Genomic DNA, 14,910 nt, shown 5'->3' with positions numbered 1-14,910 from the left:
CTGATCCGCCGCAGGATGTGGGGGTGGGGACTCGTCAAGTGCGGAGAACCTGGCGGGTGACAGTCATGGCACGGTCGAGGCAGCCCGGGCTGCGATGAATTTTCGCCATCATGCTCGCTCCGAGCCACAGCTCGTAGAGAGCCTCAGCCGTAGTGCGGGGGCTTTCATCGACGGATACGGACCCATCCGCAATGCCGTGGGCGATCATCCGCTCCAGCCGGTCTATGATCGCCGCGGTCCCGGCTTTCGTCGCCACCCTCATCACCTCGGAGAGGTCGGCGACCTCCGCGCCGAGCTTGACAACCAGGCACCCGCCTCGGCAGTCGTCCGCAGCTTGCGTGTCGTAAAACTTCCGCCAGTAGCTCATCAGGTGCTCGGCAGAACTTTTGCCCTTGTCGGCAACGATCCCGTCCATGGTCGTGAGGTAGTCGTCGAAGTAGCTCTTCATCATCGCCTCGCCGAAGGCGTCTTTGGAGCTGAAGTAGTGATAAAACGACCCCTTCGGGACACCGGTCGCAGCGAGGATCTCATTGATACCGACCGCGGCGTAGCCTTTCGCGGCCACGATCCGCCGCGCGGCGCCCAGAAGACTCTGACGCGTTTCCACTTTGGCGACTGGCATGCCCTGACCGTACCGTGGATTAGACTGGTCGTCTAGAGAGTCGGCGAGGGGTGCACCGCGCCAGCGGGACCACCTGTTCAACGAGATCCGCGAGCGGCTACCGCGGAACCACCGCACCGGTCCGGCCCGCCGCTGAGCTACCGCCTGCTCCCGTGCCCCAGTGCCGCGGCCGCCTCCTTTGCCGGCGACTCCCTCCGCACACGCCAGCACAAGTTGAGGCTGTCGAGCTGCCTCATGTGGGGCCATTCTGGATCTCGGTAACGGTGGCCCCACGATCTCGATACCACGCCGCGTCGATCTGGGCATGGGTTTCGTTCCGCCGGCGGGGTTGCCGCCCGGAAACGTGCGGCGGAACCCCGTTGGCAGGAATGACTCCGCTTAGTCCAGCTTGCTGGCGATGATGCCGGCGAATGCGGTCATGCCCTGGGCGTTGGGGTGGATGGGCGCGGCGGGGGAGCCTGGCAGGAGTGGTTCGACCCATCGGTCCGGTTCGCTGGCGCAGACGTCGTGGCCGACGCCCGGTCCGCGGAAGTCGACGAACGTGGCATGGTGTGCCGCGGCCTGTTCGGAGATGCGGGTGCCGAGGCGGTCGATGACGTTTTGCAGGTAGTCTCCGTCAACGCTCAAGATCGGCGTTATGACGGGATTCCAGCAACCGCCTGGGCGGATATAGTCGGCGTATGTCGTCACGATGACCTTCGCGTTCGGCGCGCGCAGGTGAATCTGGTTGATGGCCGCGCCGATCGCGGGCGCCGCCGCGTCGACCGCGGCGGCCAGTTGGTCGGTTCCGCCTGCGGTGTATCGAGCCTTGCACGGGGTCCCGATCGGCTGCGGCAGGATGTTGACGCAGTTCAACACCGCCTGGAACAGCCCGGCGTCGTTTGCCCCGATCGTGAGCGTGACAAGGTCGGTGTTGGCGTTGAGCGCCGGATACTGGCTGGCCAGGCTGGTGGTTGCCGCGCCAGAGCAGGTGACGTCGGTGAAGGTGGCGACCTTGAGGGTGGCGGCCAGCCGTGCGGGGTAGTTGCTGGACGACCGCAGGCAAGACCCGCCCGTTTGGTGGGGGATGAGTGGTCCCGCGGCGAACGAGTCACCCACGGCCACATAGTTCGGGTGGGCGGTGGCCGCGCCGCTGGCGGCGGGGGCTGTCAAACCGGCTGCCGCGAACACCGCCACCAGCACCGTCGCCGGAGTCGCATACCGCTTGCGCAGTCTCTGTAGCCAGGCCGGTCGTTTCGTGTCTGGCACGATCCATCTCCCTACCTTCGCAAAACCTGGGCGAACGCCCAGGTTCTGTGAACGGTATACTCGCAACCCGTGACCAGGTCAACATCGGGCCGTGATCATCCCCGCCAAGAACGCAGCCTGCGACGACGAACCGCGTTGTTGCGCTCCGCGCTGGCGCTGATCGCCGAAGACGGACCGGGCGCGGTCACCCACCGCCGGGTCGCGGCACGGGCTGGTCTGCCGGCGGCGACTACGAGCTACTACTTCGCCGCCGTGCAAGATCTCATCGACGAGGCGCTGACCCTGCACGTCGAGGAACGCGTCGCCGAACTCTCCGACCTCGCGGACACGGTCGTGCGTAGCGGCCTGGCCGCGGACTCGATGATCGAGGTGATGGCCGTCGCGCTGGCAGACCGCGCGCCGGACGCCGCGATCGCCCAGTTCCAGCTCTACATCGAGGCAGGCAGACGTCCGAATCTCCAAGAACCGATTGCCCGCGCCCTGGCCGCGTTCGAGCGGCTCACGACGGAACTGCTGCGCAGCTTCGGCGCCCGCGAACCCGAGGAGCGCGCCGTCGCGATTGTGGCGTTGGTCGACGGATTTCTGGTGCACCGAGTCGCCCGCCCACGCGGGCATGACATCGAGACCGCCTCACTGACACACGCTATCCGCGATCTGGTCATCCCCTACGTGATGCCGAAAGACGAACACCAGCGATGGATCGCCCACCTCGGCGAACGAATCTCCACCCCGCCACATACACCCGACGTCACCTCGGCCGGATAACCGCGTGCGGATTCTGTGCTGTTCCGCTACAGGGCGCCGTTGTCGAGGAGGGTCAGTAATTGGTCTGCGGCGGTGTGGGCGCGGTCGGTGATGTCCTGGTCGGTTGGTTGGCGGATGCCGTGCAGGGCGTCGTCGAACAGGTCGCTGCCGAGGATGGCGACGAAGGTGCCCGCCGCGCGGCGGCTGTCGGTGATGTTCCAGTTCTGGCTGGGGGTCCAGCGGTCGAGGTAGCGCACCAGCAGGCTGATCCGGAGTTCCACGAACTGGCGGTACCGGTGGCCCAGTTCGGGGAAGCGCGGGGCGTCGCGGGCGACGACCCGGTACAGCGACAGCTCGGTCGGTGTGAGTGTGACTCGCAGGTAGTCGGTGCCGGCGGCGGGGAGGGCGAGGTGTGGGGGTTCGGCGTGCCATGGCAGGTCGGGAAGCGCGGTCCCGTCGCGGCCGTCGTGGCCGGGCCCGGCTGAGCCGGGTAGTGAGCAGGCGTCGTGCATGACGGCGCTGAACAGGTCGTCCTTGTCTTCGAAGTGGCGGTACACGGTCTTGATCGACACGCCGGCCGCGGCGGCGATCCGGTGGACCGAGGTTTCGGCGTAGCCGGTGTCGAGGAAGGCGGTTCGCGCGGCGTCCACGATCGCTGTGCGTTTGCGCTGCATGAGCTGTGCCTTGGGGTTGTCGTCGGACCAGCTCTTCATGAACCCTCTCCGGTTTCGGCCGCCACCGTCCTTGACGCGATCATACGACAATGCTTATTGTCGAACGTACGACAATGGTCGTTGTCGTACGCGGGAGTGTCCGCGACAACCCAGTACCAGCCGCCGGAGGCGCTGCATGAAAGCGATCGAGCTGACCGGGTTCGACGGAATCGAGAGCTTGAAGGAGGTCGAGGCCGACCGGCCCCGGCCCGGGGCGGGGGAGGTGCTGGTGGAGGTTCGTGCTGCCGGCCTGAACTACGCCGACATCGAAACGAGCCGGGGGAGGTACCCGGCGATCAAGCCGCTGCCGTACGTCATGGGCTTCGAGGTGGCCGGGGTGGTGGCCGAGGTCGGGTCCGGTGTGGACGGTGTCGCCGTCGGAGATCGGGTCGCGTCCCTGACCGAAGGCGGCGGGCTCGCGGAATATGCCCTGGTCGACGCGGCGAGGGTGGTCGCCGTTCCCGAGCCGATCTCGTTCGAGGAGGCGACCACACTGCTCACGCAGGGGCTCTCGGCTTACGCGCTGGCCACTTATGTCGCCCGGCTTCGCACCGGCGACCGGGTCCTGATCCAGGCCGCGGCCGGTGGTGTCGGGCTGTTTCTCGTGCAGCTGGCCAAGATCGCGGGCGTGCGGCAGATCGTCGCGCTCGCCAGTTCCCCGGGCAAGCTCGCCTTGCTGGACACGCTCGGCGCTGACGTGACCATCGACTACACCGAGCCGGACTGGGCCCGGCGGGCCCGGGAGGCGACCGGCGGAGCGGGGTTCGACGTGGTGCTGAACTGTGTTTCCGGTGACGTGGCAAGGGAAAGCTTCGAGATGCTTGCGCCGCTCGGGCGTTTCGTCGTCTACGGCGCGCAGAACCTTCACGACGTCAGCCTGCCGGGGCAGCTGCGGCAGTTGATCCTGGACAGTCAAAGCGTGCTCGGCTTCAGCCTTCGGTACACGACCCCGGAGCAGCTGGCCGAGGGATTCTCGGCGCTGCTGGGCTTCGCCGTCGAAGGGCGGATAAAACTGTTCGCCGACAACCGGTTCCCGCTGTCGGAGGTGCGTGAAGCCGCCGCGGCACTGGCCGGGCGGGGCACGATCGGCAAGGTCGTCCTGACCCCGTGACCCCGGCCCGCGGTCGACCCGGGAGTGGCCCGGGTCGACCGGTTCAGGTTGTCAGCTGTTCGGCCAGGGCGTCGGCGAGTTCGCGTGCAGCGTGGTCGTCGAGTCGTTCGCGGGTGAAGATCAGGCGATACCACAGGACACCGAACACTTGGTCGACGGCGAGGGCGGCGCGACGCGGGTCGCGGATCTGGCCGTGGTCGCGGGCGCGGTCGAGGAGCTGACTCAGTGCCGCGCGCCGGCTGGCGACGAATGCCGTGAGCTGCGTCATGGTGTCGGTGTCGCCGAGCGCTTCGTGCAGCGTGCCGACGAGCAGGGTCCGGTGCCCGGCCGCGGCGGTGAAGGTGGCTTCGAGGAAGGCGCGCAGGTCTTCGGCGAGGTCGTGGGTCTCCGGTATCGGGGCGGCCTGGTCGGCGCCTTGCATCATCGCGTCGAGCAGGACCGCGCTCTTGGACGGCCACCAGCGGTAGATGGTCTGCTTGCCGACCCCGGCGTGCTCGGCTATGGCGGCGACGGTGATCGTCGCGCGGTCGCCGGTGGTCAACAGGTCGGCGGCGGCGTGCAGGATCGCCTGCCTGGCCGCCTCGTTCCGGCGTCGTCCGGTGTGGGCCCGTTCGGTCACCCGGGTGACAGTACCTGCCACTATTGACGAGACCAACGGTCTCGACAAAGATGGATTCATGACATCAGACCAGCGCCACAAGCGACGTTTCGCCGACACGTTCCACCATTTCGCGAACCCCGTCACCGCCAGCCTGCCGGCGCAGGTGGTGCTGGAGACCACCGGCCGCGCCAGCGGTCTGCCCCGCCGGGTGCCGGTCGGCGGGCGGGTGGTCGCCGACCAGTTCTGGTTCGTGTCCAACCATGGCGAAAGCTCGAACTATGTCCGCAACATCAAGGCCGACAACACCGTCCGGATCCGCATCCGGGGCCGGTGGCGCACCGGCACGGCGCACCTGATGCCCGACGACGACGCGCGGGCACGGCTGGCGACGCTGCCGCGGTTCAACAGCGCCATGGTCCGCGCGCTTGGAACCGACCTGCTGACCGTGCGGATCGACCTCGGCCACGGGACCAGCCGGTGACCGTCCCGGTCGCCGGGGCCGGTCCGGACGGCCTCACAGCAGCCATCGGGTCCGCCGCTGTGCGGTACGGCTCGTCACCGGCCGACGTCGCCGGCATGTACGGCAACGACACCGCCTCATCAGCTGGCCCGCGCACGACTTCTCCGGCAGGTGTTTCACCTTGACCTGATGAACGGTCACGGCACGGCCTGGGGGTGTGTGTCGCTGATTGCGCGGCCCTTGGTTGATCCACTTTGGACGGAAATGAGGGGATCAATCAAGGGCCGCGGTCGTGCGGTTTACGCGCTGCTGCGTCGGTGGGTGAAGGACGTGCGGTAGGCGCTGGGGGTGAGCCCGGTTCGGCGGATGACGTGCTGGCGTAGCGATTCGATGCTGCCGATGCCGCTGAGGTGGGCTACTCGCGCCAACGGCAGGTCTGTCGCCTCCAGTAGTTCGCGGGCCCGCTCGATCCGTTGGTGCAGTAGCCATTGCAGTGGGCTTTCGCCGGTTTCGGTGCGGAAGCGGCGGGTGAGGGTCCGGACGCTCACTCGCGCGTGCGTGGCGAGGTCGGCCAGGGTCAGCGGCTCGGCCAGCCGGCGCAGCACCCAGGCCCGGGTGTCGGCCAGTGTCGTCCCGTTCTCCGCGGGCAGCGGGGCGCTGATGAACTGGGCCTGGCCGCCGGGGCGCACCGGGGCCACGACCGCGAGGCGCGCCACGGTGTTGGCGGCCACGGCACCGTGGTCGGCGCGGACCAGGTGCAGGCACAGGTCGATTCCCGCGGCCAGCCCCGCGGAGGTCACGATGCCGCCGTCCTGGACGAACAACACGTCCGGTTGCGGGGTGATGGACGGGAAGCGCTCACCGAGCTCGGTGGCGTAGCGCCAGTGGGTGGTGGCCCGGCGGCCGTCGAGCAGGCCGGCGTGGGCGAGCACGAAGGCGCCCGTGCAGATGGACGCGATCCGCGCTCCCCGCGCCGCCGCCCGGCGCAGGGCCGCCACCGTGGCGGGGTCCGCGTGGTCGCGGGCGCCAGTGCCGGTGACGATGACCGTGTCGGCCGTGTCGGCGCGCTCCAGCCCGTGCGGCACGAACACGTCCAGCCCGCCGGTACTGGTGACCCGGCCCGGCTCGCCCGTGCAGGTGGACACCTCGTAGGCGGGGCGACCGGCCACCTCCACACCGCTGAAGATCAGGTCGGGGATGGCCAGCTCGAAAGTGCCCACCGGAGGCACCGCCACGACGGCGATCTGATGCATGGCCGGATCCTACGCCTATCTGGCATTCAGGCCACTGTGCCGCCGGGCCGATCTGGCCCAGAGTGAACCTCCTCGAACCGCGAAACTGGAGGAATACATGCCTTTGTCCGTCGTGATCGGCGCCGGGGGAACCGGCATCGCGACCGCCACGCTGCTGGCCGAGTCCGGCCACGAGGTCCGCCTGGTCACCCGCAGCGGCAGCGGGCCGGAGCATCCGCGGATCGAGCGGGTCACGGCCGACGCCGCCGACGCCGGCCGGCTGATCGAGCTGACCAGCGGCGCGGACACGCTGTTCAACTGTGCCGCGCCGCCCTACCACCGCTGGCGGAAAGAGTTCCCGCCGCTGGCGAAGTCCCTGCTGACAACCGCGGAAGCGACCGGGGCCGGGTACGTGATGCTCGGCAACATCTACGCGTACGGGCCGGTGGACCGGCCGATGACCGAGGACATGCCCCTGGCGCCCTCCAGCGCGAAGGGCAGAATCCGGGCCGAGATGTGGGAAGACGCGCTCGACGCGCACCGCGCGGGCCGGGTGCGGGTCACCGAAGTGCGGGCCAGCGACTTCATCGGCAACGGCGCCCAGTCGGTGTTCACGCTGACAGCCGCACCGAAAGTGCTGGCAGGCAAACAGGCGATGGTGCCCGCGGCCCTCGACCTGCCGCACAGCTGGACCGCGACCGGTGACGCCGCCCGCGCGCTCGTCGCGGTGAGCCGGGACGAACGGGCCTGGGGCCAGGTCTGGCATGTGCCGACGAACCAGGCGGTTTCCGTGCGGGACCTGGCAACCCGGCTCGCGAGCCTGGCCGCGGCACCCGTCCCGAAGCTGCGTTCCATGCCCGCCTGGCTGCTGAAGACAGCCGGCCTCACCTCACCGATGATCCGGGAACTGCCCGAAATGCAGTACCAGTTCCGGCGGCCGTTCATCCTCGACTCCGCCCAGACCGAACACACCTTCGACCTCAAACCGACCCCACTGGACGAGATCCTCCTGGAAAACACCCAGCCAACCAGATAGTCCTTTATAGACTTTCCCGCACTCACCCGTTCAGCCAACGGAGGTTCACTGAATGTCCATCGTCTTCGTCCACGGTGTTCCCGAGGCCGCCGCGATCTGGGACCCGCTGCGCCGGGAACTGTCCCGTACCGACGTCATCACGCTGTCCCCGCCCGGATTCGGCGCACCTGTGCCGGAGGGTTTCGGGGCCACCGCGGACGACTACCTCACCTGGCTCATCGGCGAGCTCGAGCGGATCGGCGGTCCGATCGACCTGGTCGGGCACGACTGGGGCGGCGCCCACGTGCAGCGCGTCGCGGCCAGCCGCCCGGATCTTCTCCGATCGTGGTGCACCGACGTCGCCGGAATCAGCGACCCCGCCTACATCTGGCATGACCTGGCGCGGGCTTGGCAGACTCCGGGTGTGGGTGAGGCCGCCGTCGAAGAGATGTTCGGCGCCCCGTTCGACGACAGGGTCACGGGCCTGGTCGGCTTCGGCATGACCGCCGAGGCGGCGCAGGCGTGTGCGAAGGCCGGTGGTCCGGAGATGGCCAGGTGCATTCTGGCGTTGTACCGGTCGGCGGCAGACCCCCTTGTCTTCGATTGGGGAGTCGACCTCGAGCCGGCCGCGCGCCGGCCAGGGCTCGTCATCAACGCGACCGAGGACCAGTTCGTTGGCGGGCCGGAGTTCGGGCATCGCGCGGCGGTCCGTTTGGACGCGAAGGAAGCCGTGCTGGACGGGCTCGGACACTGGTGGATGACGCAGGACCCGAAGCGGGGCGCGGCCGCGCTGAACGACTTCTACGCGAACCTCACCCTCGACTGACACCCGACGATCGGAGACTGCTGGTGGGGTTGGGCGCGGCCGGCGCTGAAACAAACCGAAATACTAAGGTAATTACGGTCCGCCGAAGACGAGTAAACACGACTCCGCGAAGCGACGGACGACATGCCCGGGGTCGGCCTTCGGCGGAAATGCATGCCGATGCCGGTCTCCGATTGGGCTCGGTTGCTCACAGCGCACCCGATACGCCGCGGCACCGTCCGACCTTAACGCCCGCGAAAAATGCCGCCCGACCTGCACAAAGTGGTGCTGGGCAACATTATTCGACACTCGTTGACACGACAAACCCAGGGATTAAAATCCCCTTGGTTCAACCGTGACGATCTTGAAACCAGGTTTCGAGTGCAGGGCTTCTACCTGTGGTTTCGCCGACTTCTAGATCATGTTTGCGGTTGCTGACGCCCAGTCCGGGATCCGTTATGCCTCCGTTCTTCCTGCTGTGCTCAAGCGGGTCGGCGAAACGGGTCGACCTGGGATTTGCCTCGTCCGCGCACCGGTTCGATGGCCGGCATTACCGTCTTGGCTCTGGCGCCACCGCAATCGGCAACCTCACCGGCGTTCTCCACGTTGACCACCGTCGCCGGGACCGCCTGCGCCCACCCCGCGCCAACCCGGCGCCCCGTCACCGGAGGATGGCGGCCCGGAGGCGGGGCGACGGCGGTGATCTCCGCGATCGGGGGCATCGGCAAGACCTGGCTCGCACTGACCTGGGCCCACCACAACCGGCACCGCCTCCCCGACGGGCAACTCGCACTTCCCCGGCCGGCCGGGTGACCCTGCTGTGCATCCCGCTGCTGGCCGCTCGTCCGCGACCGGGTGAGCCAGATCAGGGAGAATGCCTCTGTCGAAGAAGATTTCGGCTAGCTTGTTGCTCGGTCGACGCCGTCAAGGTGGCCTTCACGGCAATTCATTCGCCCGGCGGGAAGTCCGCGCCACGTGAGAGGGTTTCGTAGGTGCGCAGGCCGGTGAGGGTCCCTTCGAGCTTCTCGATGACCTTGTCGTAGCCGGGGCTGCCGAGCACTAACTGGTGTGGCGGGTGGGGGAGGCTCATCGCCGAGATGACGGCCTTGGCGCCACGCAGCGGGTCGCCGGGCTGGTTGCCGTCCTGTTTGATGAAGGCCTCATTGATCGTGTCCAGCGTCTCACGGTAGTCGGTGATGGTCTCCTGGACCGGTTCGCCGGCGAACCCGGCGTACGCGTTGGTCCGGAAAGCTCCCGGTTCCACCGCCATGACGCTGATGCCCAGCGGCGTCACTTCCTGGCGCAGGACTTCGGTGATTCCCTCGATCGCGAATTTTGCCGCGGTGTAATAGCCGAAGCCCGGTGATCCGAGCAGACCGGCGACGGAGGACATGTTGACGATCCAGCCGTCGCCCCTGGCGCGCATGCCGGGAAGTACCGCGCGAGTGACTGCGATTACCGCGAAGAAGTTCAGTTCGAACAGTTTGCGCACGTCGGCGTCGGCCATTCCTTCGACGGAGCCGACCCACCCTCGTCCAGCGTTGTTAACCAGGACGTCAATGCCGCCGAAGTGGGCTTCGGCGGTAGTTACGGCCAGCTGGATTTGTGTCGTGTCGGTGACGTCGAGGGGCAGGACGAGGACCTTGTCGCCATAGGGCGTGGCCCATTCGTGCAGGGGTTCGACTGTGCGTGCGGTGAGTACGACACGGTCGCCGTTTTCCAGCGCGGCGTCCGCGTAGGCCATGCCGAAGCCGCCGGAGGTCCCGCCGGTGATGAACCAGGTTTTCATGTACTTCCTCATCTCAGAAAGGGCATCGGGCGTTGTGTCGCTTCCCCGCAGCAGGCCAGCCAGTTACCGCCGAAGTGGTGAGTCCTATGACGAAGGTCACGTTGGCGACCATGCGGTCAGCAGCGGTAGCGGACCTCGGCAGGCGAAGACGCGGCCGCCCTGTTATCAGGAACATCTGTAGGCCGCCGGCCGTGCGGACCGGAGGTGCGCCATGCCATTTCCGCGCGGACGGCAGCAGTTCCACGGACGACTGGCTTCTGGCCCCGGATTGCGAGAGAGACCGGTGAGACGCGGATGATCACTTTGGATCCCGAGCGGGTCCGCCGCCAGCCGGCAGTGCGCAGGGAGTGGGCCAAACCGGTAGCCAAGCGCCGTATTCCGTGGGAGTGATCAGGGTTCGATGATCAGTTCGGCGATCTGGTTGGCACGCAAAGTGAACCTGAACCTGAGGTCGACCACGCCGCCGGGGAAGTCGCCCTCGAGGTGGTGCACGGTTACGTACTGGTCGCCGTTGACACGTTCGGCCGCGATGAGTTCCATCATATAGGTGTACTCGCCGGAACTGCGCGCCAGCCAGTCGCGGATTTCTCGCTTGCCGCGGTAGGTGTGGCCGTCGTCGACCGCGACAGCGTCCTCGAAGTAGTGGCCGAGGGCGGGCTCCAAGTCGCGGGCCTGGTGGGCGGCCAGATAGCTGGTGATCGTCTCGGGCAGTTGCCCGGCATCGATCGGTGTACTCATCTCCGTGGTCCTTTCTGTCCTTCCAGGCAGACACTGGGGCCTCCCGTAGGGAGAGGGTCAAGCGCGCCGTGGCCGGAGGGTGCAGAGTAGGGGGCATGTCCGGCAAACTGACGATCGGCGAGTTCGCCCAGTTGACCCACCTGAGCGTGCGGACCCTGCGCCGCTACCACGAATCCGGGCTGCTCGAACCGGCGTCGGTCGACCCGGTGAGCGGCTATCGCTACTACGCCGGTGAGCAGATCCCCCACGCACAGATCATTCACCGGCTGCGACAGCTGGACGTGCCACTGTCCGATGTGGCCAAGATCCTCGCCACCGAGGACGCCGAGGAGCGTGCGGGTCTGGTCGGTGAACACCTGCGGCGGTTAGAGAGCGAGTTGGATCGCGCCCGCGCGGCAGTGACTTCGCTGCGGCAGCTGCTCCGCCCCGGCGACGGCGCATTGCCCGTCGAGCTCCGCTCAATGCCCGCCAGGGTGGTCGCCGCGGTCGAGGGTGTGGCCGACCACGGCGATGTGCTGTCCTGGTACGCGGAGGCCATGTCCGAACTCGACGCCGCGGTCGTCGGCCTGCGGTCGCTGGGGCCGCCGGGTGGCCGCTATGCCAACGAACTGTTCACTGGCGGCCGCGGAACTGTTCAAGTCTACCGGCCGGTTGTCGACCCGCCGGCCGTGGGCCGGGTGACGCCTGTCGAGCTCCCGTCCGCTGAACTCGCCGTCACCATCCATTGCGGACCGCATGACGGCATCGACGTCACGTACGGTCGGCTTGGCGGCTGGGTCGTCGACCACGTTCTCGCGGTGGACGGCCCTGTCCACGAGACCTATCTCGTTGGACCACGCGACGATCCGGACCCGGCGTCCTGGCGGACTGAGATCGGCTGGCCCGTGTTCCGCCTGGCTTCGGCATGAGAGTGGGAGGGTGCGTCGCGGAGCCCGTACGCGACACACCCTTTGACAGCTCTCCGTGGATATCCGGCTCGCTGCTCAGCTTCGATGGAATGACGGATGACTCCGAAGACGCTGTTGCCCCACCTCGCCTCGTTGGCCATCGAGCGGGGCAGCGGGCTGACGCAATGTGCTCCGGATGCGGAGCCTGATCCGGCCGCTGGTGCGCCGATTCTTCCGCGACGGCAGTCGACTGCCCGAAGTGGACGTTCGCCGAACAGTCGAGGCGTCACGGTTGCGCACGCGCGTCGGAGTTCGCTGCTGCGCAGGATGTCGGTCATGCTTGGATCTTTCGGTACTCCACTGCTCAGGAGTGGGGAAGCCGGTAACCGGGTGCCGGTTGGTCTGAAACTACGGCATCCATTTGAGCGTGAAACCGCATTTCAGCGCCGTGCATGAGCCCGGACCCTGGCCGGAGCCGCGCCACCGCTCTGTGGACGCGACTCGAAGGCGGGGATGGACTTGCTCCGCCAGTTACCGCAATTCGTTCGGTGCCGACCGCAACGGCAAACGATCAACCTCGTCCAAGATCATCGCTCAGGAGCGATCGCCGCGTAGAGCACTCTCTGAGTCCCCATTGTGCCCGCTGCCGGCCGAATCGCCCCCCGTGGCGAGAATCAGCAATTGCGGGTAACTCTTGATGTCGGCTTTGATCTTGATCCGGCGAACGTAGGTGTCGACCGTGTGCGGGCTAATCTTCAGCTTATGCGCTATGGCGGCGTAGGTGTACCCATGTGCGATGTGGTGAAGCACTTCCAGTTCGCGAGGTGCGAATTTGCCATACGTACCGTCGTTATCATCAGGTGATGTGCTCATGACAATGTCTCCCTTGTGTTCTCATGAGCACTCTAGCTTGGTCGTGTCGAGGTAATTCATAGGGAATTCTTACGGTAAGACTGCTTCTCATTTGTTAAGTTCTTTGTAATAAGTGTGGCCGGGAGGTGGGCTCAAGCGGTATGTAGTATGTAGTATGTGGTGTTGGGTGTTCGGCGAGGGAACAATTCTTTGCCGTGCATATTCACGACGTTCGGCGGTATCCGATCCCGGGCGGGATCTCCATTAATGGAAACCTGATTTTGACACGGCGACGGTGGCACGCATGAACTCGTCTGCGCAAGCCTGATCGGATCGTGCGCGAATACCTTCCCCAACGCGGTCAGGTCACCGGACGTTGCCGATTATCAGGGCTTCGCGGCGTATGCACCGGTCAGACGCCGGTGCCGCACCAGGGGGGAGAGGGCGCGGAGAACAGGCGGTCCGCGATTTCGAGGGTTTCTCCGCCGGCGTGCACGGTGATCCGGCCGACCGCGGCGAGCGCGGACGGGCGTATTCGCCCGAGGTACAGCGAGGCCAGCGTGCTGATGTCCAGGGAAAGCTGAGCGGGCAGTGACGTGCGATGGGTGCCTCGTGCCGACAGGGAGTATCGACCCGAGTTGCGGGGGAGTAACGCGTCGCTGATTTCGGCGACGAGAGGTTCGTCGCCGACCATGGTTCGTGCGGTGAGGGCGGTCGCCACGTCGGTGATGCGGAGCCAGGTTTCGTCGGAGTCTGTCTGGAGGCGGCAGGACCTCGGGTCGGTGAACAGCCACGCGGTCGGCTCGTCACTCGGGCGCTGCAGTAGGGAGATCTCGTCGACGAGATCGACGCCCAGGAGGTAGCGCCACAGTCCCGTCCAGGCGTCGGCGGTGTGGTAGTGCATGTCTGCGACTGTCAGCACAGTGCGAGGGGTCTCACCGATCCGGGACGTCTCGCGCACCAGGTACAGCGCGAAGCCGTCGTTACCGCCAGGTCCGGTGTGGACAGCCACCCACAGCGGTGACGGACTCGTCTGCGCTTCGAAGCGGAGGAGGTCGTCGAAGTAGTCCGCCCGGTCGACCATGCCGGGGCGCCGGGGTGTGCGCCGGTACACGTCGCTCGTCAACGGCCCGGCGTCCTGTGCGGGCATCATCCGGACGCGTCCCGCGTCGGCCACATCGGCGGTGAGGACGGCCTGATGCCGGTTCACGACGACGTTGCCGGCGCTGGTGGACACTCCGAAACCGAAGTGGCGGTAGATCCCGCCCTCGCTGGCGCGCAAGATGATGACCGGCGCCGTGGTGGTACCCAGGTACGTCGCCATCAGCGCTGTTCCGGCGCCCTTGCGGGTGTGATCCGGCCGCATCGCGAATCGCCCGATCGCGGATGCCCGGACCGTCCCGCCGCCGGGCACGGTGAGCCGCGTGGGTATCGCCTGACAGATACCTGCCAGCTGGGCGCCCATGAACACGCCGAAAGCCTCGCGTGGAGCTATTGTGCGCGCCAGCAGCGGCCACTGGTCGTCGGTGACCAGCGGCGCGTGCATCGCGGACTGGAACAGATCCACCGCGTCGCGATACTCGCTCGGTCGCAGTGCCCGCACCAGTGGGGAACAGTGATCTGGCTGGTTGTTCATGGCGTCACTTTCACTGGCCGCGGTGAACCGATCCGGCTGCGACTGGCCTCCGCCCGGCCGGGACGTCGTGCGGCCCGGCCGAGCAGGGCGTCATCGCTCAGCCGTTGTCACGACTGAGGTTTCTCGCGGGTGTCTCAGTTGGCGGGCGCGAAGATCGTTCGGGTGCCGCAGTTCACGCTCAGGGTGCTGGTCTTCAGGACGCCGAGCGCGTCGCTCTCGGTATCTTCGGTGGACATGCCCTGCAGGGCCAGGATCTGGTTCATTTCGTCTTCTCCTTAGATGGTGAGATGGGGGTACGCCGACGTGCCCGGGTCAGTTGTCGCCGGTTCGGAAGATCGTGCGCCCCGAGGTGCAGTTGACACTGGCGGTGCTGAACTGCAAGAGGCCGAGGGAGTCCGGGTCCGGCTCGACCGGGATGTTTTGCAGTGCGAGGATTTCGTTCACTTACCATTCCATT

General features: G+C 67.0%; 17 protein-coding genes. 6 read left to right on the top strand and 11 right to left on the bottom strand.

Going from position 1 to position 14,910, the window contains the following annotated elements; all coding sequences use genetic code 11:
- Positions 1 to 34 precede the first annotated feature (34 nt).
- Positions 35 to 622, bottom strand: a complete 588-nt coding sequence (locus OG943_RS19865; protein WP_328611285.1) for a TetR/AcrR family transcriptional regulator — start codon at positions 620 to 622, stop codon at positions 35 to 37.
- Positions 623 to 1,000: 378 nt separating this feature from the next.
- A complete protein-coding gene (locus OG943_RS19860) occupies positions 1,001 to 1,870 on the bottom strand; it encodes an SGNH/GDSL hydrolase family protein (RefSeq protein WP_328611284.1) in 870 nt (289 codons plus the stop codon).
- Positions 1,871 to 1,939: 69 nt separating this feature from the next.
- Here OG943_RS19860 and OG943_RS19855 point away from each other — a divergent pair, with 69 nt between their 5' ends.
- Positions 1,940 to 2,635 (top strand): TetR/AcrR family transcriptional regulator, encoded by a 696-nt coding sequence (locus OG943_RS19855; RefSeq protein WP_328611283.1) that lies wholly within the window; start codon positions 1,940 to 1,942, stop codon positions 2,633 to 2,635.
- 26 nt (positions 2,636 to 2,661) lie between these two features.
- Here the strand turns inward: OG943_RS19855 and OG943_RS19850 are convergent, their stop codons facing one another.
- Positions 2,662 to 3,327 carry a TetR/AcrR family transcriptional regulator gene (locus tag OG943_RS19850; RefSeq protein WP_328611282.1) on the bottom strand — a complete coding sequence of 222 codons (666 nt, stop codon included), beginning with the start codon at positions 3,325 to 3,327 and terminating at the stop codon, positions 2,662 to 2,664.
- Between the two features lie 136 nt (positions 3,328 to 3,463).
- On the opposite strand from OG943_RS19850, the gene OG943_RS19845 reads away from it, so the two are divergent.
- The gene (locus OG943_RS19845; RefSeq protein ID WP_328611281.1) at positions 3,464 to 4,438 is read left to right on the top strand and encodes a quinone oxidoreductase family protein; all 975 of its coding nucleotides are present in this window, start codon (positions 3,464 to 3,466) and stop codon (positions 4,436 to 4,438) included.
- A 43-nt stretch (positions 4,439 to 4,481) separates the two neighbouring features.
- Here OG943_RS19845 and OG943_RS19840 read toward each other — a convergent pair whose 3' ends face one another.
- Positions 4,482 to 5,057, bottom strand: a complete 576-nt coding sequence (locus OG943_RS19840) for a TetR/AcrR family transcriptional regulator (RefSeq protein ID WP_328611280.1) — start codon at positions 5,055 to 5,057, stop codon at positions 4,482 to 4,484.
- A gap of 58 nt (positions 5,058 to 5,115) precedes the next feature.
- Here OG943_RS19840 and OG943_RS19835 point away from each other — a divergent pair, with 58 nt between their 5' ends.
- Complete coding sequence (locus OG943_RS19835) at positions 5,116 to 5,520, top strand: nitroreductase/quinone reductase family protein (RefSeq protein ID WP_328611279.1); 405 nt, start codon at positions 5,116 to 5,118, stop codon at positions 5,518 to 5,520.
- 278 nt (positions 5,521 to 5,798) lie between these two features.
- On the opposite strand, the gene OG943_RS19830 is transcribed toward OG943_RS19835, so the two are convergent.
- On the bottom strand, positions 5,799 to 6,752 hold the full coding sequence (locus OG943_RS19830; RefSeq protein ID WP_328611278.1) for a GlxA family transcriptional regulator: 954 nt from the start codon (positions 6,750 to 6,752) through the stop codon (positions 5,799 to 5,801).
- 97 nt (positions 6,753 to 6,849) lie between these two features.
- Between OG943_RS19830 and OG943_RS19825 the strand changes: the two genes are divergently transcribed.
- Both OG943_RS19825 and OG943_RS19820 read left to right on the top strand, forming a co-directional pair.
- Positions 6,850 to 7,767: an NAD-dependent epimerase/dehydratase family protein gene (locus OG943_RS19825; protein WP_328611277.1), complete on the top strand. Its 918-nt coding sequence runs from the start codon at positions 6,850 to 6,852 to the stop codon at positions 7,765 to 7,767.
- Positions 7,768 to 7,819: 52 nt separating this feature from the next.
- Entirely contained in the window at positions 7,820 to 8,572 is a 753-nt protein-coding gene (locus OG943_RS19820) for an alpha/beta fold hydrolase (protein WP_328611276.1), read from the top strand.
- Positions 8,573 to 9,497: 925 nt separating this feature from the next.
- Here the strand turns inward: OG943_RS19820 and OG943_RS19815 are convergent.
- Both OG943_RS19815 and OG943_RS19810 read right to left on the bottom strand, forming a co-directional pair.
- Positions 9,498 to 10,340 carry an oxidoreductase gene (locus OG943_RS19815; RefSeq protein WP_328611275.1) on the bottom strand — a complete coding sequence of 281 codons (843 nt, stop codon included), beginning with the start codon at positions 10,338 to 10,340 and terminating at the stop codon, positions 9,498 to 9,500.
- A gap of 390 nt (positions 10,341 to 10,730) precedes the next feature.
- On the bottom strand, positions 10,731 to 11,078 hold the full coding sequence (locus OG943_RS19810; RefSeq protein ID WP_328611274.1) for a nuclear transport factor 2 family protein: 348 nt from the start codon (positions 11,076 to 11,078) through the stop codon (positions 10,731 to 10,733).
- A 95-nt stretch (positions 11,079 to 11,173) separates the two neighbouring features.
- Here OG943_RS19810 and OG943_RS19805 point away from each other — a divergent pair, with 95 nt between their 5' ends.
- Positions 11,174 to 11,986, top strand: a complete 813-nt coding sequence (locus OG943_RS19805; protein WP_328611273.1) for a MerR family transcriptional regulator — start codon at positions 11,174 to 11,176, stop codon at positions 11,984 to 11,986.
- 573 nt (positions 11,987 to 12,559) lie between these two features.
- Here the strand turns inward: OG943_RS19805 and OG943_RS19800 are convergent.
- From OG943_RS19800 to OG943_RS19785, 4 genes are all read right to left on the bottom strand, one after another.
- Complete coding sequence (locus tag OG943_RS19800; protein WP_328611272.1) at positions 12,560 to 12,838, bottom strand: response regulator transcription factor; 279 nt, start codon at positions 12,836 to 12,838, stop codon at positions 12,560 to 12,562.
- 391 nt (positions 12,839 to 13,229) lie between these two features.
- A complete protein-coding gene (locus OG943_RS19795) occupies positions 13,230 to 14,453 on the bottom strand; it encodes a GNAT family N-acetyltransferase (protein WP_328611271.1) in 1,224 nt (407 codons plus the stop codon).
- A gap of 134 nt (positions 14,454 to 14,587) precedes the next feature.
- On the bottom strand, positions 14,588 to 14,716 hold the full coding sequence (locus tag OG943_RS19790) for a class III lanthipeptide (RefSeq protein ID WP_328611270.1): 129 nt from the start codon (positions 14,714 to 14,716) through the stop codon (positions 14,588 to 14,590).
- Between the two features lie 49 nt (positions 14,717 to 14,765).
- Positions 14,766 to 14,897 carry a hypothetical protein gene (locus OG943_RS19785; protein WP_328611269.1) on the bottom strand — a complete coding sequence of 44 codons (132 nt, stop codon included), beginning with the start codon at positions 14,895 to 14,897 and terminating at the stop codon, positions 14,766 to 14,768.
- Between the last annotated feature and the right edge of the window lie 13 nt (positions 14,898 to 14,910).

It is taken from the genome of Amycolatopsis sp. NBC_00345 (assembly GCF_036116635.1).
Classification (GTDB): domain Bacteria; phylum Actinomycetota; class Actinomycetes; order Mycobacteriales; family Pseudonocardiaceae; genus Amycolatopsis.
The sequence above is the reverse complement of the archived record's forward strand: the minus strand, read 5'-3'. Positions and strand labels throughout refer to the sequence as shown.

Excerpts from the sequence above, each read along its gene's own strand:
- OG943_RS19810 (WP_328611274.1), bottom strand. The coding sequence starts at position 11,078 with ATGAGTACACCGATCGATGCCGGGCAACTGCCCGAGACGATCACCAGC.
- OG943_RS19790 (WP_328611270.1), bottom strand. The coding sequence starts at position 14,716 with ATGAACCAGATCCTGGCCCTGCAGGGCATGTCCACCGAAGATACCGAG.
- OG943_RS19805 (WP_328611273.1), top strand. The coding sequence starts at position 11,174 with ATGTCCGGCAAACTGACGATCGGCGAGTTCGCCCAGTTGACCCACCTG.
- OG943_RS19865 (WP_328611285.1), bottom strand. The coding sequence starts at position 622 with ATGCCAGTCGCCAAAGTGGAAACGCGTCAGAGTCTTCTGGGCGCCGCG.
- OG943_RS19835 (WP_328611279.1), top strand. The coding sequence starts at position 5,116 with ATGACATCAGACCAGCGCCACAAGCGACGTTTCGCCGACACGTTCCAC.
- OG943_RS19830 (WP_328611278.1), bottom strand. The coding sequence starts at position 6,752 with ATGCATCAGATCGCCGTCGTGGCGGTGCCTCCGGTGGGCACTTTCGAG.
- OG943_RS19845 (WP_328611281.1), top strand. The coding sequence starts at position 3,464 with ATGAAAGCGATCGAGCTGACCGGGTTCGACGGAATCGAGAGCTTGAAG.
- OG943_RS19800 (WP_328611272.1), bottom strand. The coding sequence starts at position 12,838 with ATGAGCACATCACCTGATGATAACGACGGTACGTATGGCAAATTCGCA.
- OG943_RS19795 (WP_328611271.1), bottom strand. The coding sequence starts at position 14,453 with ATGAACAACCAGCCAGATCACTGTTCCCCACTGGTGCGGGCACTGCGA.
- OG943_RS19815 (WP_328611275.1), bottom strand. The coding sequence starts at position 10,340 with ATGAAAACCTGGTTCATCACCGGCGGGACCTCCGGCGGCTTCGGCATG.
- OG943_RS19850 (WP_328611282.1), bottom strand. The coding sequence starts at position 3,327 with ATGAAGAGCTGGTCCGACGACAACCCCAAGGCACAGCTCATGCAGCGC.
- OG943_RS19820 (WP_328611276.1), top strand. The coding sequence starts at position 7,820 with ATGTCCATCGTCTTCGTCCACGGTGTTCCCGAGGCCGCCGCGATCTGG.
- OG943_RS19825 (WP_328611277.1), top strand. The coding sequence starts at position 6,850 with ATGCCTTTGTCCGTCGTGATCGGCGCCGGGGGAACCGGCATCGCGACC.